This window comes from Streptomyces sp. HUAS MS02 (assembly GCF_055702265.1).
In genome coordinates this window covers 3,114,514-3,141,411 of the sequence record NZ_CM146747.1, presented here as the reverse complement: position 1 = coordinate 3,141,411, position 26,898 = coordinate 3,114,514, and the positions used below count along the sequence as shown (strand labels likewise).

Here is a 26,898-nt window from a genome sequence, read left to right as displayed (position 1 = left end):
GTGGATTGAGGAGGGGTTCTGGCGCTTGCGTGAGCCGGTGTTGCGGGCTGTCCCGAGCGCCACGTAGAGACTCGCAAACCTCAGCGGCGGATACAACCCCTTCCGGAAAGTTTTTTTTGATTCCTCGGTGTCGACTGTGTCACAGCCGTACTTCCATGGGGTGGACCCTGGCCTAAACGTTCGAGTGGAAGGACTTTTGCCCGTTCCGCTCACACAATCACACGCAGTGCACGGCGTACGCCTGTGAACGTCACGCTGGTTCGCAGTCCGAGGTGGTCGCCGTCCATCTGGAGGGGGAGGGGCGCCTTCGAATGCAAGGTGAAGTCGGTCAGGTCGTGCAGGGTGGTGGCGTGCTTGCCCTGGGGTCCCCGCTCGGGGGACGAAGTGAGCAACTGTGTGCCATATCGGGCGAGCGCGGGCGTCGACATGCGGCTGAGGCCGAGCACGTCGAGACCTTTATCGAACGAGGCCTTAGGCGACGCGTACACCGGGCGATTGCCCAGAAACGTCCACGGGGACGTGTTGCAGACTATGGACAGCACAAGATCGGAAATCGGGTCCTCGCCGGCCCGCTCCAAAGTGATCGTGCCGAGTCTGCGATGGGGCTCTTCCAGGAACTGGCGGAAAGCCTGACGCAGGTAAAGAGCGTGTGTGGATTTCCGTCCGCGTTCCCGCTGTTGCTCGACCCGGCCGATCACACCCGCGTCGAATCCGAGGCCGGCGCAGAAGGTGAACCAGCGCGACGGGACCGCCTCGTCCTCCGTCCCCGGGGTGCCGGAGGCCATGCCCAGGCCGACCGTGCGCTCCCGGCTCTCGCGCAGCGCGTCGAGCAGGGCGCCGGTCGCCTCCACGGCGTCGTTGGGCAGACCCAGGGCGCGGGCGAAGACATTGGTGGAGCCGCCGGGGACCACGGCGAGACGGGGCAGGCGGTCGGGGTCGGGGCCGTGGTGCAGCAGGCCGTTGACGACCTCGTTGACCGTGCCGTCGCCGCCGAGTGCGACGACCAGTTCTATGTCGCCCTTGCCCTCCGCGGCCTGGCGGGCGAGGTCCCGGGCGTGACCCCGGTACTCGGTGGTCACCGCCTCCAGCTTCATCTCGCTCGCGAGAGCGTGGATCAGCACATCGCGCGTACGTGCGCTTGTGGTGGTTGCCGCCGGGTTGACCACGAGAAGTGCACGCATGAGTTGCAGGGTACCTACTGGGTGGTACCCGGCCCATACCGAGGTGCGGATCAAGGGGGAGATCAGGTAGTGACGATGAGCACGCGGGGGCGCGCGAACGCGGTGTCACGTGCCGGAAAACGCGGTGCACGTGCCGGAAACGGGGCCGGGTACCGGGGGCGGAGCGGGCGACGGGGCGAGGGCTACCCTTCAGGGGTGAGCCCTGAGCAGACCCCCACGCCGGACACCTCCGACGCCGAGCCCCGTCCGGGACGGCTGACCGCCGCGGCGGCGCTGGCCGCGCTGGAGGGGGTGGCCCTGCTGGTGGGCGGCGGGGCCATGCTCGTCGTCGGCCTCACCGGTGACGCGGACGACCTGACCACCGGAGTCACCGGCGGCATCACCCTGATCGCGCTGGCCCTGCTGCCGCTGATCGCCGCGCGCGGGTTGCTGCTGCGGCGGAGCTGGAGCCGGGGGCCTGCCGTCATCACCCAGATCATGGCGCTGCCGGTGGCCTACAACCTGCTGCGGGCCGACAGCGTGGCGATCCCGGCGGGCATCGCGCTGGCGGTGGTCGCCGTGGCCGCGCTGGTCCTCCTGATCAACCCCGCCACGACCCAGGCACTCGACATCCAGGGCCCGGGCCGCACCCAGCAGCCGAAGCCCTAGCGGGCAGCCGGGCAGCCGGGCGGACGAGCAAGCCGAAGTCTGCTGGGGCGAGTGGCAGCGAAAGCCGAGTGCGAGGTCGGCCGTGCGGTTGCACAGGACCGAGTGGCCCATCGGCCGGGCAGCCGGACGCAGAGCGAAAACTTCGGGTCCGCTGACGGCTTTCTGGGGCCGGCCCCGCGCTCGGTCGCGCACAGGCGGACAGACGGTCAGCGGCTGATCGTGGCCCATGCGCAGTCGCCAGGTCTCCGGCGTCGGTCGCGAGCCGTCACCGGTGCTCGGACCCCGCGCGCGGGCGCGGAGGGCGAGGCCAATCGGTGTCCGTGTGCCGGTGGGGGCATCGCCGGCCGCCGGGGGAGTGTCGTTCGTCGAGGTGGGCGTGGTGTGCGGGTGTGGTCGAGGGGTGTGCTCCGGTCGCGCGCCGGCGCGACCGTCGCTTCGCCCCGCTCCTCCTCGACCTCCGCGGCTCTCTTCTCGCCGCTCCCGCCGGGACTCTCGCCGCTACTCCTCGACGAGGAGCTTCTCCCGCAGTTGCGCCAGGGTGCGCGCCAGCAGTCGGGAGACGTGCATCTGGGAGATGCCGACCTCCTGGGCGATCTGCGACTGGGTCATGTTGCCGAAGAACCGCAGCAGCAGGATCCGCTTCTCGCGCGGCGGGAGGTCCTCCAGCAGCGGCTTCAAAGACTCCCGGTACTCGACGCCCTCCAGCGCCTCGTCCTCCGCGCCGAGGGTGTCCGCGACCGCCGGGGACTCGTCGTCGGTGTCGGGGACGTCCAGGGAGAGCGTGGAGTACGCGTTGGCCGACTCCAGGCCCTCCAGCACCTCCTCCTCCGAGATGGCCAGCTTCTCGGCCAGCTCGTGCACCGTCGGGGAGCGCCCGTGCTGCTGCGACAGCTCGGCCGTGGCCGTGGTCAGCGCCAGCCGCAGCTCCTGGAGCCGACGCGGCACCCGCACCGCCCAGCCCTTGTCGCGGAAGTGCCGCTTGATCTCGCCGACGACCGTCGGGGTCGCGTACGTGGAGAACTCCACGCCGCGGTCCGGGTCGAAGCGGTCCACGGACTTGATCAGGCCGATGGTGGCGACCTGGGTCAGGTCGTCCAGCGGCTCGCCGCGGTTGCGGAACCGGCGTGCGAGGTGCTCCACGAGCGGCAGGTGCATCCGGACGAGCCGGTTGCGCAGCTCCGCGTACTCGGCGCTGCCGTCCGGCAGGGCGCGCAGCTCCACGAACAGGGCGCGCGCCCCGCTGCGGTCCTGAGGGTCGTGCTGTGCGTTCCGCACGCTCTGCGCGTTCTGCGCGCTCGCCTCGTCGTGTCGCTCGTGCTCGCTCATAGTCCCGCCCGCCGTCACCGTTCCCCCAGCTCTCGACTGTGCTCGAGCGGGGGAGGCCCCAGTCCGCCCTCGTGAGGACGTGGTGCTCCTCAGGGCACCCTCCGGATTCCGTTGCCCGTCGGAGGGCGCCTCGTCGTCGGACGGCTCCGCCCACCGAGACGCTCCCGCCGCCGAGGACTCGTCCTCCGGGTGCGGCCGGGCCTGCTCGGGGATGCCGTCGACGCCGTCCGCCAGATGCGCCGGCCCACTCGGACCGCCGTCGTCCTCAGCGGGCAGTTCCCGTGTGCCGCGTTCTTCGTCCCGCACCGGCCCGTCCCCGTTCCTCACGCCGGCCCGGGTCCCGCGCCGCGCTGTTTGTAGAGGCTGATCGAAACGGTTTTGTCGTCGGCCACCGCGGAGGAGACCTTGCCCGCCAGGGCCGACAGCACGGTCCAGGCGAAGGTGTCGCGCGAGGGGGCGTGGCCGTCGGTGGTGGGGGCCGAGACCGTGACCTCCAGCGAATCGTCGACCAGACGGAAGACACAGCTGAGCACCGAGCCGGGCACGGCCTGCTGAAGCAGGATCGCGCAGGCCTCGTCGACCGCGATGCGCAGGTCCTCGATCTCGTCGAGGGTGAAGTCCAAACGGGCCGCGAGGCCGGCCGTCGCCGTACGCAGCACCGACAGGTAGGCACCCGCGGCCGGCAGCCGGACTTCCACGAAGTCCTGGGTCCCGGGCTCGCCTGCGATCTGGGACACCCTCACCTCCAAGGTGGTACAAGCTTTTTCGGGGGCCGAGGGTCGCCCCCCGGGGTAACGCGCTACGTGGTTCAGCGGTGACGCTATCGCGCTACCGAGCGCCGTGTCCTCGGGGTCCTGAGGACCCCACCCCACGCTGTCACTCATAGTAAGCCTATGAACACGCTCGGTGGCTAGAGGTCTGCGGGCCTCAAATAGGAAGAGCACGCGCCGGATTGACGTACCCAGGCGCCGGACCGCCGAACCGTGTCACACGAGTACGTCGACGTGTCACGGGGTGACATGGTTCCGTCGTACGACGTCTCGGTCGTGTTCGTCAAACGAGTACATGGTCCACGAAGCACCAGCGCCAGGTCTCGCCGGCCTCGAACGTACGCATGATGGGATGGCCGCTCTCCTTGTGGTGCGCGGTGGCGTGGCGCATCGGCGAGGAGTCGCAGCAACCCACGTGTCCGCACTCCAGGCACATCCGCAACTGCACCGGGTGGCTCCCCGCGGCCAGGCACTCCAGGCAGGTGTCGCTCAGGGGATCGGGCTCGGGGTGCGGCAGCGCGTCCGTGTGCGTGCACTGTTTCATGATTGCCAGGTTACGACGGGCGCGCGGAACATCGCGCGGAAACGAAGGCGGCGGAAGCGATGCACTTTTTGCCCTTGCTGTTGCTGGTCGCAGGGAGTGCGACGGTCGCCGCTGCCGCCCGGCGCACGCCGGTGCCCGCCCCGCTGCTGCTGGTCTCGGTGGGGCTCGCGGTGTCGTACCTGCCCGGGGTGCCGCACTACGAACTCGACCCCGAGATCGTCCTGCCGCTGATCCTGCCCCCGCTGCTCTACACCGCCGCCGGCGACAGCTCCTACCTCGACCTGCGGGCCCAACTGCGACCCGTCGCCCTGCTGTCGGTCGGTTACGTCCTCTTCGCGACCCTCGTCGTGGGCTGGGCCGCGTACATGATCGTGCCGGGGTTGCCGCTGACCGCCGCGCTGGTGCTCGGCGCGGTGGTGGCGCCGCCGGACGCGGTCGCGGCGACGGCGGTCGCCCGGCGGGTGGGCCTGCCGTCGCGGATCACCACGATCCTGCAGGGCGAGTCCCTGGTGAACGACGCGACCGCGATCACCGCCTACCGGGTGGCCCTCGCGGCCACCCTCGGCGAGGGCGCGAGCTGGGCCGGCGGGATCGTGGAGTTCCTGGTGGCGGCGGTCGGCGGTGTCGCGGTGGGCCTGCTGCTGATGGTGCCGATCCACTGGCTGCGCACCCACCTCAAGGAGGCGCTGCTCCAGAACACCCTCTCCCTGCTCATCCCCTTCGTCGCCTACGGGCTCGCCGAGTGGGTGCACGCCTCCGGGGTGCTCGCCGTGGTCGTCGTCGGCCTGTACCTCGGCCACCGCAACTGGCAGGTCGACTTCGCCACCCGCCTCCAGGAGGAGGCCGTCTGGAAGATGGTCGCCTTCCTCCTGGAATCATCTGTTTTCGCCCTCATCGGACTCCAGCTCCCGGTCGTCCTCGAAGGGCTGGGCGAGTACGAGGGGGGCCGCGCCACGTGGTACGCCGTGGCCGTCTTCCTCGTGGTCGTCGTGTCCCGGTTCGTATGGGTCTATCCGGCGACCTTCCTGCCGCGCATGGTGTCGCGGCGCATCCGGGAACGGGAGGACGACCCCACCTGGAAGGGGCCGTTCGTCATCGCCTGGGCCGGCATGCGGGGTGTCGTCTCGCTGGCCATCGCCTTCTCGATCCCGCTCACCGTGAACGGCGGGGACGACTTCCCCGAGCGCAACCTGATCCTCTTCCTGACCTTCACGACGGTCATCGGGACCCTGGTCATCCAGGGACTGACCCTGCCGCCACTGATCCGTTTCCTGAAGCTGCCGGGACGCGACCAGCAGGCCGAGACCCTCGCCGAGGCCAACGCCCAGGCCCAGGCGTCCCGGGCGGCCGAGGCCCGGCTGGACGAGCTCCTCGCGGACGAGCGCAACGAACTGCCGCCCCCGCTGGTCGACCGCCTCCGCACCGTCCTGGAACGGCGCCGCAACGCCGTCTGGGAGCGGCTCGGCGCCGTGAACCCGGTGACCGGGGAGAGTGTCGACGACACCTACAGTCGCCTGTCGCGCGAGATGATCGGCGCCGAACGCGAGGTCTTCGTCAGGCTGCGGGACTCCAGGCACATCGACGACGAGATGCTGCGCACCCTGCTGCGGAGGCTGGACCTGGAGGAGGCGGCCGTCTACCGGGAGGCCTCCTAGGCCGGCGGCTCCGGGAACGGGCGGCCGGTGATCACTGCGGCGACCGTCGTCCCGTGCGGGAAGGCGCCCTCCGCCGCCAGGGCGACGAGTCCGTAGAGCAACTTGGCGACATAGAGACGTTCCACCGGGAGACGGTGGCGCGTCTCGAAGTCGTCCGCGAAGGCGTCCAGTTCGGGTGAGGTCCGTGCGTAACCGCCGAAATGGAAGCGGTCGTCGAGACTCCAGTCGCCGCGCGGCCCGCCGAACGCCCTGCGCTGAAGCTGCCGTATCTCCTCGTCGAGGAAGCCGCCCTTGAGAACCGGAATGCCGAGGGCGCGCTGGGCGGGGGCCAGCCCCGCGGCCAGTCCGGCGAGCGTGCCGCCGGTGCCGCAGGCGAGGGCCACGACGTCGGCCCGGCCGCGCAGCTCGGCGCCGAGGTCCTGGCAGCCCTGGACGGCGAGAGGGTTGCTGCCGCCCTCGGGGACCACGTACGCGCCGTCGGCGTCGGCGGCACGGAGGACGGCGGCCAGGGTGGCCGGGTCGGACTTGTGGCGATACGTCGACCTGTCGACGAAGTGCAGCCGCATGCCGTCCGCCGTGCAGCGGGCCAGGGAAGGGTTCAGGGGGCGGTCGGCCAGCTCCTGGCCGCGGACCACGCCGATGGTGGGCAGGCCCAGGAGGTGACCCGCGGCCGCGGTGGCGCGCAGATGGTTGGAGTAGGCGCCGCCGAAGGTGAGCAGCGGGCGGCCCGCCGACGCGCGCAGGTTCGGGACCAGCTTGCGCCACTTGTTGCCGACGAGCCGCGGATGGATCAGGTCGTCGCGCTTGAGCAGCAACCGGAGGCCGTGGCGGGCGAAGCGCTCGTCCGCGACCTCCTGAAGGGGTGACGGCAGCCTGGGCTCCAGGACGGTGGTGGGGTCGTCGGGGGTGGAGGGCTGGCCGGTCACGTGCCCATTGTCGGACACATGACCGGTGGGTGTCGGACGCGCCCGCCGCCGGGCCCTATTTCAGCCGGTCCCGGACGCGCTCTCTCATGTTGGCCATGGTGAATCCCCGGGGGTCGACCTTCCCGGGCTGCCATTCGAGGTGCCCGATGACGGACCGCTGGTTCCAGCCGTGGTGACGGCAGACGGCGGCCGAGACCCGCTCGATGGCCTCGAGCTGCGCCGCCGGCCAGGGGTCCTCGCCGTCGCCGAGGTTCTCGCACTCGAAGCCGTAGAAATGGCGGTTGCCGTCCGTGTTGGCCTCGTTGTCCGCGGGCAGCGGCCTCTCGGCGATCACGGCCCGCAGCACGTCGTCGTCGCCCAGGCCGGCATGGTTGGCCCGGCCGTAGCCGACGAGGTGCACCCGGCCGTCCTTGGTGATGACGCCGTGGCACAGCGGGCCCGGCAGCCCCTCGTATCCGTTGCGGCAGATACGGACGGTGCGTTCACTCCCGGAGGTGACGGTGTGGTGGATCATCACGCCGTGGACGGGCCCCCAGGGGCCCACATGGTTGCGATTGTGATGTTCCCAGTCGCCGACCTCGACGACCCGGACGCCCTCGTTCTTCAGGACGGTGAGAAACCTGCTCGCGGACATGGGTGGGGCCATGGCCGACTCCTTCGTGCCGTGCGACGGCCGCTGGTCGTGACCGCCTCGTACGCGGTGTGTACCCCAACTCGCGGTGCGGGCGAGGCGGACGAGGGGGCGCGCGGATGGATCCGGTCAGATTCGGCCGGGGCTCGTACGAGGGTGCGAGTGGTCGACAGAAACAGCCGACATGCCCAGTCTGTGAAGATCCATTCCCGCTCTTTCGGGTAATAGCACCGGCACGCTCCGCGATGCAAGGCTGGATCGCGAGATCGGTGACCGCGATCAGTGCTGTCAGTGCATACCCGGAGGGGAATCCGCATGTCGGTAGGCGAAGAGGTTCGCTCGCAGCAGGACAGGCCGCAGCAGAGTCTCGGCACGGCCGCTGCCCGGAACCTGGCCACCACCACGAAGTCCACGCCCCAGATGCAGGAGATCAGCTCGCGCTGGCTGCTGCGCACCCTGCCGTGGGTGAACGTGCAGGGCGGTACGTACCGGGTGAACAGGCGGCTCACCTACGCGGTCGGCGACGGCCGCGTCACCTTTGTGAAGACCGGCGACCAGGTCGCCGTCATCCCCGCGGAGCTCGGCGAACTGCCGGCCCTGCGGACCTACGAGGACATCGACGTACTGGGCGAACTGGCCCAGCGGTGCGAGCAGCGGGAGTTCGTGCCCGGCGACGTCCTGGCCGAATTCGGCAGCCAGGCGGAGGAGGTGTTCCTGCTCGCGCACGGCAAGGTCGAGAAGATCGGCACCGGCCCCTACGGCGACGACGCGGTCCTCGGCGTACTGGCCGACGGCGCCTACTTCGGCGAGCAGGCACTGCTCGACCCCGACGCGATCTGGGAGTACACGGCCCGCGCGGTCACCGCGTGCACGGTGCTCGTCCTGCCGCGCCAGGCCGTCGAGCAACTCGCCGAACGTGCCGAGACGCTCAGCGAGCACCTGCAGGAACAGCGCTCGATCCCGTCGCAGCGCACCAACAAGTACGGCGAGAAGGAGATCGACCTCGCCGCCGGCCACAGCGGTGAGCCGGACATCCCGCACACCTTCGTCGACTACGAGGCCGCGCCGCGCGAGTACGAACTCAGCGTCGCCCAGACCGTCCTGCGTATCCACACCCGCGTGGCCGACCTCTACAACCAGCCGATGAACCAGACCGAGCAGCAGATCAGGCTCACGGTCGAGGCGTTGAAGGAGCGCCAGGAGCACGAGCTCGTCAACAACCGGGAGTTCGGCCTCCTGCACAACTGCGAGTACGACCAGCGGCTCCAGCCGCACGACGGCGTGCCCAGCCCGGACGACCTGGACGAGCTGCTCTGCCGCCGCCGGGGCACCAAGATGCTCCTCGCCCATCCGCGCGCGATCTCCGCGTTCGGCCGCGAACTGAACAAGCGCGGACTGGTCCCCGAGACCATCGACATCGCCGGCAACCGCATCCCCACCTGGCGCGGAGTGCCGATCTACCCGTGCAACAAGATCCCGGTGACCGAGGCCCGGACCACGTCGATCATCGCCCTGCGTACCGGCGAGGAGGACCAGGGCGTCATCGGTCTGCGGGCCGCGAGCATCCCCGACGAGATCGAGCCCAGCCTGTCCGTGCGGTTCATGGGCATCAACGAACAGGCGATCATCAAGTACCTCGTGACGGCCTACTACTCGGCCGCGGTCCTGGTCCCCGACGCGCTCGGCGTGCTGGAGAACGTCGAGATCGGCCGCTGGCGGTGACCCTGTCCGAACGGACGCCGTGTCCCCGCCCCACCGGGCGGGAACACCTCGCGAGCACGCGCCCGCGCACAGCGGAACCGCCGCCCTCCGCGGCCCCTCCCAAGCGACCCCATGGGTGAGTCCGTGACGGAGGCGAAGCGGAGACCCGCCGGTGCCGACGGGTCGGCCGGCCGGGTGGGCGCGGCGAGCGGACCTGAAGGACACGAGGCGGCGGGGATCCTGGAACAGGCGCGGCTGTCGGTCGATCCCGAACTGCGCCGGGCCATCGGGTCCTTACCGGGTTCGATGCGTCGCGTCGCGCGCTACCACTTCGGCTGGGAGGACACGGACGGCACCCCGGTCACGGGGAACGCGGGCAAGGCGATACGCCCGGCGCTGGTCCTGGCCGCCGTCGCCGCACTCGGCGGGCGCGAGTCCACCGCCGTGCGGGCCGCCGCCGCGGTGGAGTTGGTGCACAACTTCACGCTGCTGCACGACGACGTGATGGACCGGGACACCACGCGCAGACACCGGGCCACCGCGTGGACCGTGTTCGGGATTCCCGACGCGATCCTGGCCGGGGACGCGCTCCAGGCCCTGGCCCAGCAACTGCTCGCCCAGGACCCGCATCCGGCGTCGACCGCGGCCGCCGCCCGGCTCGCGGCCTGTGTCGTCGAACTGTGCGCGGGCCAGCACACCGACACCGAGTTGGAGGGACGCCGGCCGGAGGAGGTCACTCTCGACGAGGTGCTCGTCATGGCCGAGGCGAAGACGGGCGCTCTGCTCGGTTGTGCCTGTGCGGTGGGCGCGTTGTACGCGGGCGCCGGTGAGGAGGACGTCGAGGCCTTGGACGCGTTCGGACGGGAGGCCGGACTGGCCTTCCAGCTCATCGACGACGTGATCGGCATCTGGGGCGACCCGAGTCACACCGGCAAGCCGGCCGGGGCGGATCTCATGGTCCGCAAGAAGTCCCTTCCGGTGGTCGCCGCCCTCGCCTCCGGCACCCCGGAGGCTCTCGAACTCGCCGAGCTGTACGGCCTGCCGTACACGGAAGGGGACCTGGAGCGCACGGCGTCGGTCGTGGAGCGGGCCGGTGGGCGCGACTGGGCGCAGATCCAGGCCGCCGACCGCATGGCCAGGGCCATGCACGAACTCTCCCGCGCGGTCCCTGACCCGGAGTCGGCCGGCGGTCTGCTCGCACTGGCCGAATTCGTGACGCGCCGCAGCAGCTGAGGCGGGGCCGAGGGGTGGTCCATGCTCCGGAGGCGTCGTCTCGTGCCGTGCGGACCTGACCCCGCACGGTGCCGGCGCCTTCGGGTGGTCGGCGGGTCCCGCACATCCCCACGGTGTGCGGGGCCCGCCGGGTTTTCGGGGCTTGGAGCTTCGTGGCTTCGTCGTGCAGTTCACCGCGCTCCTTACGGATTACGGGACGATCGTCTCCACGACACGCTCCATCAGGCCCTCGGGGGCGGCGACCCCGGGAAGGGCGTCGTCGAGGACGTCCGGCAGGGTCAGGTGTTCGAGCAGCAGGCCCTGCATGGCCAGGTAGAGCACCATGACGGTCTCGTCGCCGCCGGGGAGGCCCGCCTCACGGTGGAAGCGCATGCCGAAGTCCAGCTCGCCGCGCACCGACGCGGTGTACGAGGCGTACAGGGCCGGGCGGCGGGTGGCTTCGAGGCGCAGTTCGAGGTGGGCGAGGTAGCCGGTGCGGTCCCCGGTGACGCGGGCCAGCAGATCACGCATGAACGCCGTGACCAGGGTCCGGTCCTTCGGTGAGGCGAGCAGCTCCTCGACCACGGCCGGGTCGGGGGCCAGGCGTTCCTTCAGCCGTGCGTCGATCTGGTGGAGCAGGGCGTCACGGTCGGCGAAGTAGTTCGACGCGGTGCCCACCGGAACCCCGGCCTCGGCGTCCACCGCGCGGAACGTCAGCCCGCGGGCCCCTTCCCGTGCCAGCACCGCCACCGCCGCGTCCAGCAGAGCGCCCCTGCGCTCGGGGTTCCTGACCATCCGCACTCCTCAGTACTGAATTCCCTTGCAACCACTACGTCTGAAGTACTATAACTGAAGTGGTTGATTGCGGGGGAGGGCGCCGACAGGTGGCCGCCTGCCCTCTCGCGACCTGACTGTCGGACGAGGGAAAGAGACCGGTTTGCGCAAGCTGACGTACCTCATCGCATGTTCGATCGACGGCTTCATCGGGGACCCGGATGGTGATGCGTCGTACATGTATCCGTATGTGGTGGGTGAATTCGCCGAGTACCTGATCGCGGAGCACCCGGACACCAACCCGAGCCAAGTCCGTCGGCTCATCGGCACCGACGGGCTTCCCCCCAAGGACTACGACACGATCATCCAGGGCCGCGGCAGCTATGACGTGGCGCTGCGGGAGGGCGTCACCAGCCCGTACGCCCATCTGCGCGAGTACGTGGCCTCGCGCACGCTGAGGGAGTCGCCCGACCCGAACGTCGAGATCATCTCGGACGACCTGGTCGGCAAGGTCCGCGAGCTCAAGGCGGAGGACGGCGAGCTCGGCATCTACCTCTGCGGCGGCTCGGTGATCGCGGGCGAGCTGCTCGACGAGATCGACGAGCTGATCATCAAGACGTACCCCGTCGTGCAGGGCAGCGGCATGCCGATGTTCGGCTCCGGATTCGCCCTCGCCGAGTTCACGCTCGACGACGTGCGCGGCTTCGACAACGGGGTGGTCGTACGGAAGTACAGCAGGAAGCGCCGAGCGCGGCGCTGAGCGCCGGGGATTGCCGGTGTACGGCGGGGAGCGCACCGACCCCGTCGGCCCTACCCTGAGGGCATGGGCATCGTCGAGCATGTCTGCTCGGTCTGCGGACAGCCTGTGGCCACGGTCGTACGGCGGCACAAGACGCTGGGCGCGTGGGTACCCGTGTGGGGTCCGGGTCCGTGCAGGAACCACGAGTGTGCGGTGTATGTCGACGAGGTCGCGGAGGCCGCCGCTGAGAAGCCCCGGGCGGTGGCCCGCCGGACGCACGGCAGCCATGGTGCGCATGGCGGTCACGGTGGTCGGGCCGGGCACGGCGGCCCTGCAGGTCAGGCCGGTCGTGCGGCGCATCCCGGCGATGCCGAGGCGGTGGCCGAGCCGGCCGAGGCGACCGACCCGGTCCCAGCCCCAGCCCCGGCCCCGGGCCCGGCCGAGGAGCGGACCGAGGGGAAAGCCTGACCGGAGCGGCCCGACCTGGCCGGGCTCGGCCCCTGGCTCCCGGCCCGCGCGGCGGACGAAGGAGCGGACACATGAAGTTCCTGATGATGGTCCTCGGTACGCAGGCGGACTACGAGGGCATGCGGGGCCGGGCCTCCGAGCAGTCCCCGGCCTGGACGCCGGAGCAGTTGCGGGCCATGTACGCCTACATGAGCGCGATCAACGACGACCTCACCGAGACCGGGGAGATGATCGACGGGCAGGGGCTCGCCGAGCCGGCGAGCACCCGCTTCGTCACGGCCGACGTCGACGGCAAACCGGTGGTCACGGACGGCCCGTACCCGGACACCGCCGAACTGCTCGCCGGCTACTGGCTCCTGGACTGCGCCGACCTGGACCGCGTCACGGAGATCGCGGCCCGCGTCGCCCAGTGCCCCGGCCCGGAGGGGCTCAAGGAGTACCCGGTGGTCATCCGCCCGGTGCTGGAGGGCGCGGAGGACATCTGAGCCGACCGGGCTGTCTCACCCCGCCGTCGGAGGCAGCCCGCCTGTCTCCGGGGACCGGCCCGTCAGGCAGTAGGTGCCGCCCGCCGGATCACGCATCACGGTCCAGTGGGTCCGGCGCGACACGCAGGTGGCGCCGAGGGATTCATGGTGCGCTCGGGTGGCGTCGACGTCGGCGCAGGCGAGGTCGAGGTGGGCGGAGGCCGGGCGAGGGGCGTCGAGTCGCTGGAGGAGGATGCGAAGGGGGAGACCGGCCGGCGGGCGCAGTACATGGAACTCCGGGCGGGAACCCGGGTGGGAGTCCCACCCCGTCAGGGCCGCCCAGAAGGTGACCTCAGCCGCGAAGGCGGCCGGCGGCACGTCGAGGCACACCTGGTCCAGCCGGCTGCCGTCCACCACGGGCGGCCGCTCGGCCTCTCCGTGCCACGGCACCACGCAGAAGAGCTGCCCGGCAGGCGAGCGCAGCACCGCCCAGCCGTCGTGCGGGGCGACCACCTCGGCGCCGAGCCGGACCGCCCGGCCGACGAGCGCGGGGACGTCCTCGACCACGAGATCCAGGTGAGCGCCGCCGTCCGAACCGACCCCCTGCGCCTTCACACAGGCGTCGCCGGTCTCGGGCAGCAGGGTGTAGAACTCGCCCTGATCGCCCCGGGGCGCGGACAGCCGCGTCGCCGTGACCCCCGTCCAGAAGGCGCAGGCCCGCTCGAACACGGCCGTCGGCCGGTCGACGAAGGCGTACGTCCACCGGATCGGCACCCCTACCTCGCCCTCCCCGCCCACCGAGCCGCCGTCCAAGACGTGGCCCAGGACGTCGCCCCCGCCGTCCCCGCCGTCTCCGCCGTCCTTGCCGTTCCCGCCCACTCCACCCACAGCGCCGCTCCCTGTCGTACGGTCCAGCCCCACGGCTGAACGACTCGTACGCTCTCTCGCCGTCCCGCTCCACGCAACGCCGTTTCCGTGAGCCGGGCGCTCTCTCCGTACCCGGCTGGTCAGTCCCGGCGCTGCATGAAGCGCAGCATGTTGCCCGCGGGGTCGCGGAACGCGCAGTCGCGGACGCCGTACGGCTGGTCCGTGGGGGCCTGGAGGACGTCGGCACCGGAGGCTTCGACGCGGCTGTAGAGGGCGTCGCAGTCGGTGGTGGTGAAGTTGACGCCGCGCAGGACGCCCTTGGCGAGGAGGTTGGCGATGGTCTCGCGGTCGGCGGGGGAGATGTCGGGGTCGGCGGCGGGCGGCTCCAGGACGATCTCGACGTCCGGTTGGAGCGGCGAGCCCACGGTCACCCAGCGCATGCCCTCGAAGCCCACGTCGCCACGGACCTCCATGCCCAGGACGTCGCGGTAGAAGGCGAGCGCCTTGTCATGGTCGTCGACGGCGAGGAAGCACTGGGCGAGCTTCACGTCCGGGACCGGGAGGCCGCGCGCGGCGTTCGCATCGTTCGTAGTCATGCCCTCACGCTAGGCCGTGTCCGCGTCACCGGGTTCCGTCATGCGTACGCCGTGTCGGGACGGCCGGGTCAGGCGCTTCGCGACACAGGCGGGGACGGCCGCGCCCTCCTCGTGCGAGCGGGCCCGGTACGCGCTCGGTGTCTCGCCGACCAGCTGCGTGAAGCGGGAGCTGAAGGAGCCCAGCGACGTACAGCCCACGGCCATGCACACCTCGGTCACCGTGAGGTCGCCGCGGCGCAGCAGCGCCTTGGCGCGTTCTGTCCGACGGGTCATGAGGTAGCCGTACGGAGTCTCGCCGTACGCCGCGCGGAAGCTGCGCTGGAAGTGTCCGGGGGACATCAGCGCCGTGCGGGCGAGCGCGGTCACGTCCAGCGGCTCGGCGTACTCGCGGTCCATGCGGTCCCGCGCCCGCCGCAGCCGCACCAGATCGTCCCGGTCCATGCCCACAGCATCGCACCGGGCACTGACAACGGGCCACGCCCGGGACGTCGGGGTACGCCCGCCCGGGGCGGGCGGAAGCTCACCCCTTCACCGCCGAGCTGGCCACCCCCTGGACGAACCACCGCTGGAAGAAGGCGAAGACGATCAGCACCGGCAGGACGAGCAGGACGCCGAAGGCGAGGATCTGGCCCCAGTCCGGGGGCTGCTGACCCTGGAAGACGCTCATCTCCAGCGGCAGCGGACGTACCGAAGGGTCGGAGACCATCAGCACCGGCCACAGGAACGACCCCCACTGGGTGAGGAAGGTCAGGATGGCGACCGAGGCGAAGGCAGGCTTGGACATCGGGACGATGATCGCGAAGAAGGTGCGCCAGGGGCCGGCGCCGTCCAGCCGGGCCGCCTCCTCGATGCTCGGTGGGATCGAGCGGAAGAACGTGTGGAACTGGTAGACCGAGAAGGCGTTGGCGACGAACGGCAGCGCCTGGATGAAGAGCGTGTTCCGCTGGTCGTTGAACATGTAGAACAGCGGCACGGCCACCGACTCGAACGGCACCAGCATCAGCAGCAGGACCAGGGTGAAGACGGACTCCCGGCCCCGCCACCGCAGCCGCGAGAGGCCGTACGCCGCCATCGAGTTGACGAAGAGGCCGCCGGTCACCACCACGAACGCCAGCAGCAGCGAGACGCCCATGAACTGCCAGAAGTAGCCCGTGCTCTCGGAGTTCAGGCTGTCCAGGACGGCCGAGTAGTTGTCGAAGGACAGATGGGTGGGGAGGAAGCCGGACAGCCCGTTCAACACCTCGTCGGACGGCTTGAGGCTGCCGAGGAGGAGATAGAGGACGGGCAGCGCGAAGACGAACGCCAGGACGGAGAGGACGGCGTAGTCGAGGAAGCGGCGCAGCGGCCCGCGGGACGGGCCGGCACCCGTGCTCGTACCCGTAGCAGTACCAGTACCAGTACCAGTACCAGTACCCGCACCCGTGCTGACGGTCGAGCTCATGGTCGTACTCATCTGCTCAGTCCTCGTTGTCGGGCCGGACGACGCGGCGCTGGATCAGGGTCAGGGCGACGACGATCAGGAAGAACACGACGGTGATCGCGGACGCCTGGCCGATGTTGTTCTGGTCGAAGGCGGTCGTGACGGCCTGGTACATCACCGTGCGGGCCGCGTCCTCGTCGAGCCCGCCGCCCTTGACCAGGACGTACACCTGGTCGAAGACGCGGAAGGACAGCACCGAGGTGAGCATCACGACGAAGACCAGGGTGGAGCGGATGCCCGGCAGGGTGACGTGCCGGAACTGCTGCCAGCGCGAGGCCCGGTCGAGCTGGGCGGCCTCGTAGAGCTCGCCCGGAATCTGCTGGAGCCCGGCGAGCAGGATGACCATCTGGAAGCCGACGCCCTGCCAGACGGAGAGCACGATGATCGAGGCCATCGCGGTCAGGCCGTCGCCGAGCCAGTCGAACGCGCCCCAGTTGCCGAAACTCACCGCGTCCAACGCCGAGTTGAGCATGCCCTGGTCGCTGCGGGCCAGGATCAGCCGCCAGATCACCGCGACCAGCGCCATCGGGAAGACGACCGGCATGAAGAACACCGACCGGAAGACGCCGATCGCCTTCAGCTTGCGGTTCAGCAGGATCGCCAGGCCCAGCGCGAGGCCGGTCTGGAGGGGGACGACGACCACGGCGAAGGTCAGGTTGTTGAGCAGGGCCCGCAGGAACGGGCCGGAGAGGTCGGGGTCGGTGAACAGCCGGCGGTACTGCTCGACACCGAAGAAGGTGGGTTCCAGCGGGGAGCCGAGGCGCACGTTGTAGAAGGAGAGCACGACGGCGTAGCAGAAGGGGATGCCGACGAAGGCGATGAGTCCGGCGACGGCGGGGGCGGACATCAGCAGCCCGTGCAGCCATGCGCGGTCGCGGCGTGACGGCCGCCGGGTCGTCGCGCCGGGGGATGGGGCCTGCTGCCGGCCTGGGGCCGCCGCGGGCGCGGGTTCCACGGTTTTCACGGAGGGGTCCTCTTCCCGAAAGGGGCGGACGGACACGGGGTGCGCGTCCGCCCCGGCCGATGGGTTCGGCTGGACCGATGGGTCCGGTGCGGCCTGCAGGGCGCGTTGCTACGGGATCTCGTAACCGGCGTTGTCCGAGAAGTCCCGGTCGATGGCGCGGGCGGCCTTCGACAGGGCGTCCTTCGGGTCGGCGCCGCCGTAGATCGAGTTCACGGCCTCGCTGAACTTCGCGGTCACCACCGGGTATCCGGCGGTCACCGGGCGGGTGACGGCGACACACGCCGCGCTGATGTCGCTGTCGCCGCAGGGCTTGGCGAGCTGGTCGGCGAAGAGCTGGAGCGGGCCGCCCTGGCGGTAGAGCGGGCTCGCGGCGAGCGCGGACTTCGTGGCCGGCGGCGCGCCATTGGCCTTCGTCATCGCGCCGACGTTGGTGTCGTCGAGCAGGAAGTCCAGGAAGGTGCCCGCGGCCTTGGCGTTCTTGCTGTTCGCGCCGACCCCCCAGGCCCACGAGCCCTGGCCGGTCTTCGGGCCGTCGCCGAAGTCGGGCAGCGGCAGCACGACCAGGTCGTCACCGAGCGCCTCGCTGTAGGCGGGGTACATCCAGTGCCCGACCCAGCTCAGGGCGACCCGGCCCTTGGCGAAGGCGTTGCCGTCGGTGTTGGCGTCCGTGGTGGCCTTCCAGGACTGGAAGGTCTTCATGGCCGACACGACCGCGGGGGTGTCGAGGGCGCCCGCCGCCTTGCCGTCCTTGAGCAGGGAGCCGCCGGCCGACCAGACGACCGGGGCGAATCCGTAGGTGCCCCACTCGGTGGCGTAGCCGTTGCCCTCCTGGAGGTCGAGGACCTTGCCGTCGGAATCCTTCGCCTTGAGCGCCTTGAGCGCGGCGTCGAACTCCTTCGCGGTCCAGGCGTCGTCCAGGCCCTTCGGGTACGTGACCCCGGCCGCGTCCAGCAGCTTCTTGCTGCCGTACATGCCGAGTCCGGAGTCGAACATGCCCAGGCCGTAGTGCTTGCCGTCGATCTCGCCCTGCGCCTTGGAGGCGTCCGTGGCGTTGTCGAGGGTCTTGGCGGAGACGTGCTCGTCGAGCGGGGCGAGCTTCTTGTTGTAGACGAAGTTCGCCATCGTCGGGCCGTCGAACTCCAGGACGTCCGGCAGTTCACCGGCGTCCGTCGCGGTGATCGTCTTGGTGTAGTCGGTCTCCGGTATCAGCTTCAGCTCGACCTTGACCTTGCTCTGCGAGGAGTTGAACGACTTCACCGCGTTCTGCAGGGCCTCCGACTCGCTCTTCTGGCCCTGGTGGGCCCAGACACTGATGGTCCCCTCGCCGCTGCCGGCCTCGGCGGACGTGTCGTTCCCACCGCCACCGCCGCAGGCGGCCAGTGCCGCCAGGGGGAGAGCCAGGGCCAGTCCCGTACGGGCGGTGCGGCGAAACCTTCTGCCGGTCGAGCGGGTGGTCGGGTTCATGGTGTGTGCCTCCGTGCGGGATGAGGGTGCGAGGTGCGAAGTGCGGGGGTCTTTCGGCCGGCGGGGTGCCGAGCTCGACGGAATGGGGGGCGTACGGGAAGTCACTGGGGTCCGCGCGGGCGCGGGGGCGCGGTGGTCTCGCGCAGCACGAGCCGGATGGGCATCTCCACCCGGCCGGGCGGCTGTTCGGCCTCAGGCTCGTCCAGTTGCCGCAGCAGCAGCCGGGCGGCCTCCGCGCCCTGCCCGGCGACCGGCTGGGCGACGGTGGTCAGCCCGACCACGTCGGCGAGTTCGTGATCGTCGAAGCCGACCACGGACACGTCGTCCGGCACCCGCAGCCGATGCCGTCTGAGCGCGCGCAACGCGCCCATCGCCATCTCGTCCGACTGGGCGAACACGGCGGTCGGCGGCCGGGACGCGGCCAGCAGCTCGGTCATCGCCCGCTCGCCGCCGTCCACCGTGTAGTCGCCGTCCGCCACCAGCGCCGGGTCGTGCTCGATCCCGGCCTCGGCGAGGACGTGCAGATAGGCGGCGCGACGGTCGACGGGGGTGGTCCAGTGCAGCGGCCCGCTGGCGCCGGAGATCATGCCGATCCGGCGGTGGCCGAGGTTCACCAGATGCCGTACGGCGCTCTCCGCGCCCGCCCGGTCGTCGATGCCGACCACGGTGAAGCCGGGCCGGGCGCCCCCGACGGTGGAGGCCAGCGGCACCCCGAGGGAGCGCAGCGCGGCGGACTCGTCCTCGTCCGGTATGAGCAGGGACAGCACCGCGTCGACCCGTTTGCGCACCGGCAGTTTGGTGAAGAACCGCTTGCGCGCCTCGGCCGAACCCAGGTTGTAGAGCAGTACGTCGTACCCGGCGGCGCTGAACACCTGCTCGGCGGCGTCCAGCACGGTGCCGAAGAACCAGCGGCCGATGTACGGGGCGACCACCCCGATCGTGTACGTGAGCCCGCTGGCGAGGCTGGACGCCGAACGGGACGCGGTGTAGCCGAGCTGTGCGGCGACGGCCGCGATCTGGGTGCGCACCTCGTCCGAGACGCCCGGTCTGCCCCGCAGCGCGCGGGACACGGTGGACGCCGAGACGCCGGCGGCGCGGGCGACATCGGTGATGCTGACCGGCACGGCGGATTTCTCCCGTCGGGTTCACGTCGGTGTGTGTCTGGGGGGTGACGTGACCGTAAACCCGGCCTCCTTGTTGCGCAAGCGTTTGCGTTCAGTTTTACTTGCGCTGATTCTCAATCGACATCTCTCTGAACCATGGTCAGCGCACGCGTTTGGGCGCTGCGAGCCGACAGGACTGCTGCGCATGCGATACGCCCCGCCGGGCCTCTGCGTGAACGACTTCGCCCTGCTCCGCGACGACGACGGCACCTACACGGTGCTGCATCTCCAGGGGCCCTGGACCGCGGAGTTCGACCATCTGCGGATGGAGACGTCCTACGGCCGGGCCACCTCGGTCGATCTGGTCGGCTGGCGGCCCGAAGGCACCGCCTTCGGCAACGGACTGCCCGGCCGCTTCGACCAGCAGGCGGTGTGGACGATGCACCCCGTCCGCCACGGCACCGGGAGCGCGATGTTCTACACGGGGGTGAGCGGGCTGACTCCCGAGGGCTGGCCCCTGCAGTCCGTCGGCCTCGCCCTCTCCGACCGCACGGACGGCACGGGCTGGCGGCGCCACGGCACGGGACCGGTCGTCGAGGCCGACCCCCGCTGGTACCGCACCGCCGACCGGATGGGCTGGCGCGACCCCTTCGTCGTACGCGACGACGAGGGCGACGGCTGGGTCATGGCGATCTGCGCGGCCGACGCCTCGCTCCCGGTCGAGGTGAGCGGCTGCGTGGCCTGGGCCACCTCCCCGGACCTCGAACACTGGACGGTCCACCCGCCGTTGATCTCCCCGGGCGACGTGGACGAGTTGGAGTGCCCGGTCCTGGAACGCCTCGACGACGGGACCTGGCTCCTCCTGGGCTCGATCGGCGCGACGCGCGGCTTCGACGCGTGGACCGCCCCCCGCCTGCGCGGCCCCTGGACCCGTCGCGGCCCACTCGGCCCCACGGGGGCGTACGCCCCCCGCGTCATCGCCGCCCCCGACGGCTCTCGCGTCGTGCTGCACACGACCCCTCGCCGGGTCGGCCTCACCGACGCCGGCGACACCTGTCGGGGCATGCTCGCCCAGCCCAAGTCCCTGGTCGTGGGGGCGGATGGGGCCCCGCACCTGGCCTGGTGGCCGGGCCTGGACGCCTGGCTCGGTGACCCGACGACCGACCCAGCACTCCACGCAGTCGGCGACATCGACCTCTCCGGCCGCCCCGTCGAGATCGCCCTGCGCACCGACCCGGCCGACCCCGCCCGCCCGGCCCTCACCGTCACCTGCGACGGCAAGAACCTCCGCGTCACGGGCCCCGCCGGCGCCCCGTTCGCCGAGACGGTCCTGCGTGAACCCCCCACGTCACTGCGCGTCCTGACGGTCGGTGAGTACGTCGAGGTCTACGCCGACGGTGTCTTCGTCCTGACCGCCCTCTGCTACTCCGGTCGCCCCGCCCCCTGGACGGCGACGACCGACGGCCACGCCACCGCAGTCCCCGTCCGCCCCCTCCGCCTCCCCGACCCCGACCGCGACGACGCGTCGGCGATCTGGCCGGGTCCCGACCCGACCCCCTGACTCCGGCCGGACGAACGGCCGTCAGGGCTTGGACCGTCAGGGCCATACGGGCCCCCGAACACGACCGCACCCGGCCCGTCACACCGTCGTTCGGGACGGCGGTATGCGGACCGGGTGCGGACGAGAGAGGCCGGGTCAGGCCTTCTTGGTCTCCCAGAAGATCTTGTCGATCTGGGCGATGTAGTCCAGAGCCTTCTGGCCCGTCGCCGGGTCCGTCGAGCCCTTGGCGGCCGAGAGAGCCTTGAGGGTGTCGTTGACCAGCTGGTGCAGCTCCGGGTACTTCTCGAAGTGCGGGGGCTTGAAGTAGTCGCTCCAGAGCACGGAAACGTGGTGCTTCGCGAGCTCGGCGCGCTGCTCCTTGATGACCGTGGCACGCGCCTGGAAGTGCGGGTCGTCGTTGGCGGCCATCTTCTCCTGCACGGCCTTCACCGACTCTGCCTCGATGCGGGCCTGGGCCGGGTCGTACACACCGCAGGGCAGGTCGCAGTGGGCGCTGACCTTGACCTTGGGGGCAAACAGGCGGGAAAGCATGGAGCATTCCTTCCTCGTGATCGTCTTCTCAGGTGGGACATTACTCCCTGCGAGAGAGGTTTTCGCGAGTGCCCCCATGGGCTTAGGACAAAAGTCCGGGGTCAGACTGGGACTGGTGGAGCACTGGAGAGGAACGGACCGGGGAGGTGCCGGGTGATGCCGGAGCCGTCGCAGGAGAGCGGGCCGGGAAGTGAGCGGGGCAGGGCCCTCCTGCCCTTCGGGGTGGCCGAGGTCACGGGGCCCTCCATGGTTCCGACGCTGCGCCACGGGGACCAGCTGCTCGTCCACTACGGGGCCCGCCTGCGGGTCGGTGACGTCCTCGTGCTGCGCCATCCCTTCCAGCAGGATCTGCTCGTCGTGAAACGGATCGCCGAGCGGCGCGACGGCGGTTGGTGGGTGCTCGGGGACAACGCCTACGCGGGTGGGGACAGCACCGACTACGGGGTCGTCCCCGACGAACTGGTCCTGGGGAAGGTCCGGTTCCGCTACCGGCCCAGGCCCGAGGGTCAGCGTTCGCCGCTCACGCTCGCCCGCTGGGCGTTCTCGGCGGCCCGGCCCGTGTTCGGCGACCGGTCCGCCTCCAGGCGTTTGCGGGCCCGGTAGGCGGCCACGTTGGCGCGGGTCGCGCAGCGGTCCGAGCAGTAGCGCCGGGAGCGGTTGGTCGAGGTGTCGAGGTAGGCGTTGCGGCACGGTGCCGCCTCGCACAGACCGAGCCGGTCCACGCCGTACTCGGTGAGGTGGAAGGCCAGGCCCATCGCGGCGATGGCGGCATAGCCCGCCGTCGCGTTGGACGGGTGGTCCGCCAGGTGCATGTGCCACAGCGGGCGGCCGTCGTCGTCCCGGAAGTCGTGCCCCGAGATCTGCGGGTTCACCGGGAATTCGAGCAGCAGCGAGTTCAGCAGGTCCACGGCGAGGGTCTCGTCGCCGTCGTTCGCGGCCTCGAAGACCGAGCGCAGCCGGGCCCGCACCGACCGGAACCGGGTGACATCGGCGTCCGTCGCCCGCCGGGCCGCCTGGCGGCTGGGCCCGAAGAGGTCGCGGACGGCCTCGACCGAGGTGAGCGTGTCCTTGCCCCGGGCCGGTTCCTCGGTGTTGACGAGGCGTACGGCGTAGTCCGAGTAATGGGCCAGTTCCACTTGTAGTCCTTACGGGGGCGCTCTAATGTCGGTTGCGGGTCAAGTAATGGCTGCTCGCACTTACAGGGTATTACGCGTTCGGCCTGACAGCTGGAAGAAGCGGTACAAGCAGCACAAGCGGTGCACGGAGGAAGGGGACCTCATGACCACCACGGCAGGAACCGACTGGCAGGCCTGGCAGGAGAGCTGGGACCGGCAGCAGGAGCTGTATCTGCCGGACCGTGAGGAGCGGTTCCGGGTGATGCTCGACATGGTGGAGGCCTTCGCCGGCCCCGCGCCCCGCGTCCTCGACCTCGCCTGCGGTACGGGTTCCATCACGTCCAGGCTGCTCGCGCGGTTCCCGAAGGCCGTCAGCACCGGCGTGGACCTCGACCCGGCCCTCCTCGCCATCGCCGAGGGCACGTTCGAGGGCGACCGGCGGGTCACCTTCGTCACCGCCGACCTCACCGACCCCGACTGGACGGCCCGGCTGCCGTACGACGCGTACGACGCCGTCCTGACGGCCACAGCCCTGCACTGGCTGCACAGCGAACCCCTCGCCGCCCTCTACGGTCAGGTCGCGGAACTCCTCCGCGACGGCGGTGTCTTCATGAACGCGGACCACATGATCGACGAGTCGACGCCCCGGATCAACGCGGCGGAGCGCGCGCACCGGCACGCGGGTATGGAACAAGCCACAGCCGCCGGCGTCGTCGACTGGGCCGCATGGTGGCAGCTCGCCGCCCAGGACCCCGTGCTCGCCGCGCCGACGGCCCGCCGCTTCGAGATCTACGGCGAGCACGCCGACGGCGATTTCCAGAGCGTCGACTGGCACGCCCGGGTCCTGCGCGAGCGGGGCTTCGCCGAGGCCCGCGCGGTGTGGTGCTCGCCCGCCGACTCGATGGTGCTGGCGGTGAAGTAGGCGGCCCGCCCGCGCCGCGGTACGAGTGAGGGGTGGCACGAGTGAGGGGCGGTACGGAATCCCGTACCGCCCCTCCTCCCGTCGCGCCGTCGCGCCCAGGCCCTACAGCACCTTGGACAGGAACGACTGCGTCCGCTCTTCCTGCGGGTTCGTCAGCACGTCACGGGGGTTGCCGGACTCGACCACCACACCGCCGTCCATGAAGACCAGGCTGTCGCCGACCTCGCGGGCGAAGCCCATCTCGTGGGTGACGACGACCATGGTCATCCCGGACTCGGCCAGGTCGCGCATGACGTCGAGGACGTCGCCCACCAGCTCCGGGTCGAGCGCCGATGTCGGCTCGTCGAAGAGCATCAGCTTCGGCTCCATGGCCAGGGCCCGGGCGATGGCCACCCGCTGCTGCTGGCCGCCGGAGAGCTGCGACGGGTAGTTGCCCGCCTTGTCGCCGAGGCCGACGCGCTCCAGCAGCTCATGGGCGCGCTCGCGGGCCTGACCCCGGCCGACGCCCTTGACCTGGATCGGCGCCTCCATGACGTTCTCCGCGGCCGTCATGTGCGGGAACAGGTTGAAGCGCTGGAACACCATGCCGATGTCACGCCGCTTGAGCGCGACCTCGCTGTCCTTGAGCTCGTACAGCTTGTCGCCCTTCTGGCGGTAGCCGACCAGCTCGCCGTCGACGTACAGCCGCCCGGCGTTGATCTTCTCGAGGTGGTTGATGCACCTGAGGAACGTGCTCTTGCCGGAGCCGGAGGGGCCGATGAGGCAGAACACCTCGCCCGTCTGCACCTCCAGATCGATGCCCTTGAGGACCTCGACGGGGCCGAACGACTTGTGGATGCCCTCGGCCTTCACCATGGCGGTCATGCCGAGACTCCCTTCGGACGGCGCACCGGCAGTACGGCCGTCTTGAGACGCTGGATCGGTGTCGGCGGCAGGGACCGGGAGGACCCCTTCGCGTAATGCCGCTCCAGGTAGTACTGCCCGACGCTGAAGATGCTGGTCAGGATCAGGTACCAGGCGGCGGCCAGGAACAGCATCTCCACCGTGGAACCCGAGCCCTGGCCGATGTCCTGGGCCGCCTTGAGCAGATCCACGTACTGCACCGTCGAGACGAGCGACGTGGTCTTCAGCATGTTGATGACCTCGTTGCCCGTGGGCGGCACGATCACGCGCATCGCCTGCGGGATCACGATCCGCCTCAGGGTCTTGGACTGGCTCATGCCGAGCGCGTGCGACGCCTCGGTCTGGCCCTCGTCCACCGACAGCAGACCGGCGCGGCAGATCTCCGCCATGTACGCGGCCTCGTTGAGACCGAGGCCGAGCAGCGCCGTCAGCAGCGGCGTCATGAAGGACGACCAGTAGTCCTTGTAGATCGGTCCGAGGTTGATGTACTCGAAGACCAGACCCAGGTTGAACCAGACGAAGAGCTGGACCAGGACCGGCGTGCCGCGGAAGAACCAGATGTAGAACCACGCCACCGACGAGGTCACCGGGTTCTTGGACAGCCGCATCACGGCGAGCAGGATGCCGCCGACGACGCCGATCACCATGGACAGCACGGTGAGCAGCAGGGTGTTCAGGACGCCTTCGATGATGCGGTCGTCGAAGAAGTAGTCGGGGACCGCACCCCAGTTGATCTTCTGCGCCTGGGCGAAGGCGTAGACGATCGAACCGAGGAGGGCGAGTGCGATGGCCGCGGACACATAGCGCCCCGGGTGCCGGACCGGAACGGCCTTGAGGGCCTCCGGGCCGGCGGGGGGAGTGTCCGAGGGACCGTCCGTCTTGCTGACGTCAACAGTCAAGGGTGGAGCCTTTCAGAACCGAGCCGAGGATCAGGAGCCGCTGTGATCAGGAGCCACCGTTGATCTTGGCCTCGGTGACGGCGCCGTCCTCGACGCCCCACTTCTTGATGATCTTCTCGTACTCGCCGCTGTCGATGATCGCCTGGACGGCCGCCTGGAGCGCGTCACGCAGCTCGGTGTTGTCCTTCGCCACGGCGATGCCGTAGGGGCCGGCCTCGACCTGGTCGCCGACGATCTCGAAGTAGTCGCCGCCGCCCGAGGTCTTCACCGAGTACGCGGCCACGGGGTAGTCGGCGGAGACGACGTCCGCGCCCTTGGAGCGCATCCGGGTCTCGGCCTCGGGGTTGGTGGCGAAGTCCTCGATCTTGAGGGCCTTCTTCTTGTCGTCCTTGCACTTGGTCGCCTGGTCCTTGGCGAGGTCGTGCGAGAACGTGTTGCGCTGCACGGCGATCGTCTTGCCACAGAGGTCGTCCCAGGTCTTGATGCCCTGGTCGTCGCCCTTGTTGGTGTACAGCGAGACACCCGCGGTGAAGTAGTCGACGAAGTCGACGCCGGCGCCGACCTTCTTGCCGGTGTCGGCGTCGATGCCCTCCTGGCGGTCCTTGGTGTCGGTCATGGCCGACATCGCGATGTCGTACCGCTTGGCGGCCAGACCACCGATGAGGGTGTCGAAGGTGGCGTTCTGGAACTTGAAGTCCACACCGAGCTGCTTGCCCATCGCCGCGGCGATGTCCAGGTCGATGCCGACGACCTTGCCCGACTCGTCCTTGTACTCGACCGGGGCGTAGGCGATGTCCGAACCGACGTTGATCACGCCCTTGTCCCGGACGGCCGCGGGCAGCTTGTCCGCCAGGGGCGCCGCGCTGGTGGAGGCGGAGCCGTTGTCCTTCTTGGTCTGGTCACCGCAGGCGGTGAGCAGCAGGGCGCCCGCGACCGCGATCGCTCCGACCGCGGCTGTACGGGAACGCAGGCCGGTCGTACGACGGGTGGTGCTTGCGGTCATGGTGGGTTCCTCCGGCGGGGGTGGTGTGGAGTTGCCTACAGGTCGACGATTAACACGCGTCTTCGAGTGTGGCGACCTCGTGTGATTACGGCATCTTGCCATTCGGGCATGTGCAATCAGATGACCAGCCATGTCAAAATCGGATAACGGGTGACCCCCGGATGACCTACGAACCGCCGTGGACCGCGTGATCACACCGGATCATGTGCGGGATTCCCCTCTTCCGACCGGAAGATCTTCGGTGCATCTCAGGATGCGGTCGACTGTGAACTCCGCACACGCGGCCGTACAGGACTTGTCATGATGTGACCCGACTTGTCATGTCATCCGTCGATGAGTCGAGCCGACCGTGATCGTCTTCAATTGACCTTCGAGTTGTGACCTTCACGGTATGAAGTCGTATGGACTCGTCCTCGGCGCCGTCCGTCCGGTAAGAAGGTTCCTTACACCC

At 70.2% G+C, this 26,898-nt stretch carries 28 protein-coding genes and 1 pseudogene; 10 read left to right on the top strand and 19 right to left on the bottom strand.

Annotated elements, in window-relative coordinates:
- Nucleotides 1-209: 209 nt before the first annotated feature.
- Nucleotides 210-1,181 carry a diacylglycerol/lipid kinase family protein gene (locus tag ACZ9QC_RS13255; RefSeq protein WP_033525427.1) on the bottom strand — a complete coding sequence of 324 codons (972 nt, stop codon included), beginning with the start codon at nt 1,179-1,181 and terminating at the stop codon, nt 210-212.
- A gap of 195 nt (nt 1,182-1,376) precedes the next feature.
- On the opposite strand from ACZ9QC_RS13255, the gene ACZ9QC_RS13250 reads away from it, so the two are divergent.
- On the top strand, nt 1,377-1,829 hold the full coding sequence (locus ACZ9QC_RS13250) for a hypothetical protein (protein ID WP_472920333.1): 453 nt from the start codon (nt 1,377-1,379) through the stop codon (nt 1,827-1,829).
- Nucleotides 1,830-2,327: 498 nt separating this feature from the next.
- Here the strand turns inward: ACZ9QC_RS13250 and ACZ9QC_RS13245 are convergent, their stop codons facing one another.
- The 3 genes from ACZ9QC_RS13245 to ACZ9QC_RS13235 all read right to left on the bottom strand — a co-directional run bounded on the left by ACZ9QC_RS13245 (nt 2,328) and on the right by ACZ9QC_RS13235 (nt 4,469).
- Complete coding sequence (locus ACZ9QC_RS13245; protein ID WP_472920332.1) at nt 2,328-3,482, bottom strand: RNA polymerase sigma factor SigF; 1,155 nt, start codon at nt 3,480-3,482, stop codon at nt 2,328-2,330.
- The gene (locus ACZ9QC_RS13240) at nt 3,479-3,892 is read right to left on the bottom strand and encodes an ATP-binding protein (RefSeq protein WP_033525425.1); all 414 of its coding nucleotides are present in this window, start codon (nt 3,890-3,892) and stop codon (nt 3,479-3,481) included. The genes ACZ9QC_RS13245 and ACZ9QC_RS13240 overlap by 4 nt, the downstream gene beginning before the upstream one ends.
- Before the next feature lie 316 nt (nt 3,893-4,208).
- Nucleotides 4,209-4,469, bottom strand: a complete 261-nt coding sequence (locus ACZ9QC_RS13235; RefSeq protein WP_472920331.1) for a UBP-type zinc finger domain-containing protein — start codon at nt 4,467-4,469, stop codon at nt 4,209-4,211.
- 59 nt (nt 4,470-4,528) lie between these two features.
- Between ACZ9QC_RS13235 and ACZ9QC_RS13230 the strand changes: the two genes are divergently transcribed.
- The gene (locus ACZ9QC_RS13230) at nt 4,529-6,124 is read left to right on the top strand and encodes a Na+/H+ antiporter (RefSeq protein ID WP_472920330.1); all 1,596 of its coding nucleotides are present in this window, start codon (nt 4,529-4,531) and stop codon (nt 6,122-6,124) included.
- Here ACZ9QC_RS13230 and ACZ9QC_RS13225 read toward each other — a convergent pair.
- Together ACZ9QC_RS13225 and ACZ9QC_RS13220 are read right to left on the bottom strand one after the other, a co-directional pair.
- Entirely contained in the window at nt 6,121-7,050 is a 930-nt protein-coding gene (locus ACZ9QC_RS13225; RefSeq protein WP_472920329.1) for a 1-aminocyclopropane-1-carboxylate deaminase/D-cysteine desulfhydrase, read from the bottom strand. The genes ACZ9QC_RS13230 and ACZ9QC_RS13225 overlap by 4 nt on opposite strands.
- Before the next feature lie 55 nt (nt 7,051-7,105).
- Complete coding sequence (locus ACZ9QC_RS13220) at nt 7,106-7,696, bottom strand: N-acetylmuramoyl-L-alanine amidase (protein ID WP_472920328.1); 591 nt, start codon at nt 7,694-7,696, stop codon at nt 7,106-7,108.
- Between the two features lie 300 nt (nt 7,697-7,996).
- On the opposite strand from ACZ9QC_RS13220, the gene ACZ9QC_RS13215 reads away from it, so the two are divergent.
- A complete protein-coding gene (locus tag ACZ9QC_RS13215) occupies nt 7,997-9,403 on the top strand; it encodes a family 2B encapsulin nanocompartment shell protein (protein ID WP_472920327.1) in 1,407 nt (468 codons plus the stop codon).
- Nucleotides 9,404-9,514: 111 nt separating this feature from the next.
- On the top strand, nt 9,515-10,615 hold the full coding sequence (locus tag ACZ9QC_RS13210; protein ID WP_472920326.1) for a family 2 encapsulin nanocompartment cargo protein polyprenyl transferase: 1,101 nt from the start codon (nt 9,515-9,517) through the stop codon (nt 10,613-10,615).
- A 189-nt stretch (nt 10,616-10,804) separates the two neighbouring features.
- Here the strand turns inward: ACZ9QC_RS13210 and ACZ9QC_RS13205 are convergent, their stop codons facing one another.
- Complete coding sequence (locus ACZ9QC_RS13205; RefSeq protein WP_472920325.1) at nt 10,805-11,389, bottom strand: TetR/AcrR family transcriptional regulator; 585 nt, start codon at nt 11,387-11,389, stop codon at nt 10,805-10,807.
- A 142-nt stretch (nt 11,390-11,531) separates the two neighbouring features.
- Between ACZ9QC_RS13205 and ACZ9QC_RS13200 the strand changes: the two genes are divergently transcribed.
- The 3 genes and pseudogenes from ACZ9QC_RS13200 to ACZ9QC_RS13190 all read left to right on the top strand — a co-directional run bounded on the left by ACZ9QC_RS13200 (nt 11,532) and on the right by ACZ9QC_RS13190 (nt 13,060).
- Entirely contained in the window at nt 11,532-12,128 is a 597-nt protein-coding gene (locus tag ACZ9QC_RS13200) for a dihydrofolate reductase family protein (protein ID WP_472920324.1), read from the top strand.
- 63 nt (nt 12,129-12,191) lie between these two features.
- Nucleotides 12,192-12,437: pseudogene (locus ACZ9QC_RS13195) on the top strand (hypothetical protein); the annotation flags it as partial.
- 209 nt (nt 12,438-12,646) lie between these two features.
- Nucleotides 12,647-13,060 (top strand): YciI family protein, encoded by a 414-nt coding sequence (locus ACZ9QC_RS13190; RefSeq protein WP_472920323.1) that lies wholly within the window; start codon nt 12,647-12,649, stop codon nt 13,058-13,060.
- A 15-nt stretch (nt 13,061-13,075) separates the two neighbouring features.
- Here the strand turns inward: ACZ9QC_RS13190 and ACZ9QC_RS13185 are convergent, their stop codons facing one another.
- The 7 genes from ACZ9QC_RS13185 to ACZ9QC_RS13155 all read right to left on the bottom strand — a co-directional run bounded on the left by ACZ9QC_RS13185 (nt 13,076) and on the right by ACZ9QC_RS13155 (nt 19,534).
- On the bottom strand, nt 13,076-13,813 hold the full coding sequence (locus tag ACZ9QC_RS13185) for a VOC family protein (RefSeq protein WP_472921674.1): 738 nt from the start codon (nt 13,811-13,813) through the stop codon (nt 13,076-13,078).
- Between the two features lie 233 nt (nt 13,814-14,046).
- Complete coding sequence (locus ACZ9QC_RS13180; RefSeq protein ID WP_472920322.1) at nt 14,047-14,502, bottom strand: VOC family protein; 456 nt, start codon at nt 14,500-14,502, stop codon at nt 14,047-14,049.
- A gap of 9 nt (nt 14,503-14,511) precedes the next feature.
- Complete coding sequence (locus ACZ9QC_RS13175; RefSeq protein ID WP_472920321.1) at nt 14,512-14,943, bottom strand: helix-turn-helix transcriptional regulator; 432 nt, start codon at nt 14,941-14,943, stop codon at nt 14,512-14,514.
- A 79-nt stretch (nt 14,944-15,022) separates the two neighbouring features.
- Nucleotides 15,023-15,955, bottom strand: a complete 933-nt coding sequence (locus ACZ9QC_RS13170) for a carbohydrate ABC transporter permease (protein ID WP_472920320.1) — start codon at nt 15,953-15,955, stop codon at nt 15,023-15,025.
- A gap of 4 nt (nt 15,956-15,959) precedes the next feature.
- Nucleotides 15,960-16,946, bottom strand: a complete 987-nt coding sequence (locus tag ACZ9QC_RS13165) for a carbohydrate ABC transporter permease (RefSeq protein ID WP_472920319.1) — start codon at nt 16,944-16,946, stop codon at nt 15,960-15,962.
- 108 nt (nt 16,947-17,054) lie between these two features.
- On the bottom strand, nt 17,055-18,410 hold the full coding sequence (locus ACZ9QC_RS13160; RefSeq protein WP_472920318.1) for an ABC transporter substrate-binding protein: 1,356 nt from the start codon (nt 18,408-18,410) through the stop codon (nt 17,055-17,057).
- A gap of 101 nt (nt 18,411-18,511) precedes the next feature.
- Nucleotides 18,512-19,534 (bottom strand): LacI family DNA-binding transcriptional regulator, encoded by a 1,023-nt coding sequence (locus ACZ9QC_RS13155; RefSeq protein WP_472920317.1) that lies wholly within the window; start codon nt 19,532-19,534, stop codon nt 18,512-18,514.
- Nucleotides 19,535-19,718: 184 nt separating this feature from the next.
- On the opposite strand from ACZ9QC_RS13155, the gene ACZ9QC_RS13150 reads away from it, so the two are divergent.
- The gene (locus tag ACZ9QC_RS13150; protein ID WP_472920316.1) at nt 19,719-21,074 is read left to right on the top strand and encodes a glycoside hydrolase family protein; all 1,356 of its coding nucleotides are present in this window, start codon (nt 19,719-19,721) and stop codon (nt 21,072-21,074) included.
- Nucleotides 21,075-21,209: 135 nt separating this feature from the next.
- On the opposite strand, the gene sodN is transcribed toward ACZ9QC_RS13150, so the two are convergent.
- Nucleotides 21,210-21,605, bottom strand: coding sequence for a superoxide dismutase, Ni (gene sodN / locus ACZ9QC_RS13145; protein ID WP_031140564.1), 396 nt, complete (start codon nt 21,603-21,605; stop codon nt 21,210-21,212).
- A 156-nt stretch (nt 21,606-21,761) separates the two neighbouring features.
- On the opposite strand from sodN, the gene sodX reads away from it, so the two are divergent.
- Nucleotides 21,762-22,208: a nickel-type superoxide dismutase maturation protease gene (gene sodX / locus ACZ9QC_RS13140; protein WP_391450093.1), complete on the top strand. Its 447-nt coding sequence runs from the start codon at nt 21,762-21,764 to the stop codon at nt 22,206-22,208.
- Here sodX and ACZ9QC_RS13135 read toward each other — a convergent pair.
- Nucleotides 22,112-22,741 (bottom strand): CGNR zinc finger domain-containing protein, encoded by a 630-nt coding sequence (locus ACZ9QC_RS13135; RefSeq protein ID WP_472920315.1) that lies wholly within the window; start codon nt 22,739-22,741, stop codon nt 22,112-22,114. The two genes, sodX and ACZ9QC_RS13135, sit on opposite strands and share 97 nt — an antisense overlap.
- 142 nt (nt 22,742-22,883) lie before the next feature.
- On the opposite strand from ACZ9QC_RS13135, the gene ACZ9QC_RS13130 reads away from it, so the two are divergent.
- Nucleotides 22,884-23,642 (top strand): class I SAM-dependent methyltransferase, encoded by a 759-nt coding sequence (locus ACZ9QC_RS13130; RefSeq protein WP_472920314.1) that lies wholly within the window; start codon nt 22,884-22,886, stop codon nt 23,640-23,642.
- A 102-nt stretch (nt 23,643-23,744) separates the two neighbouring features.
- Here the strand turns inward: ACZ9QC_RS13130 and ACZ9QC_RS13125 are convergent, their stop codons facing one another.
- The 3 genes from ACZ9QC_RS13125 to ACZ9QC_RS13115 are packed head-to-tail and all read right to left on the bottom strand — an operon-like array spanning nt 23,745 to nt 26,447.
- Nucleotides 23,745-24,506 carry an amino acid ABC transporter ATP-binding protein gene (locus ACZ9QC_RS13125; RefSeq protein ID WP_319245520.1) on the bottom strand — a complete coding sequence of 254 codons (762 nt, stop codon included), beginning with the start codon at nt 24,504-24,506 and terminating at the stop codon, nt 23,745-23,747.
- The gene (locus ACZ9QC_RS13120; protein WP_472920313.1) at nt 24,503-25,444 is read right to left on the bottom strand and encodes an amino acid ABC transporter permease; all 942 of its coding nucleotides are present in this window, start codon (nt 25,442-25,444) and stop codon (nt 24,503-24,505) included. The genes ACZ9QC_RS13125 and ACZ9QC_RS13120 overlap by 4 nt, the downstream gene beginning before the upstream one ends.
- Before the next feature lie 46 nt (nt 25,445-25,490).
- Nucleotides 25,491-26,447 carry an ABC transporter substrate-binding protein gene (locus tag ACZ9QC_RS13115; protein WP_472920312.1) on the bottom strand — a complete coding sequence of 319 codons (957 nt, stop codon included), beginning with the start codon at nt 26,445-26,447 and terminating at the stop codon, nt 25,491-25,493.
- Between the last annotated feature and the right edge of the window lie 451 nt (nt 26,448-26,898).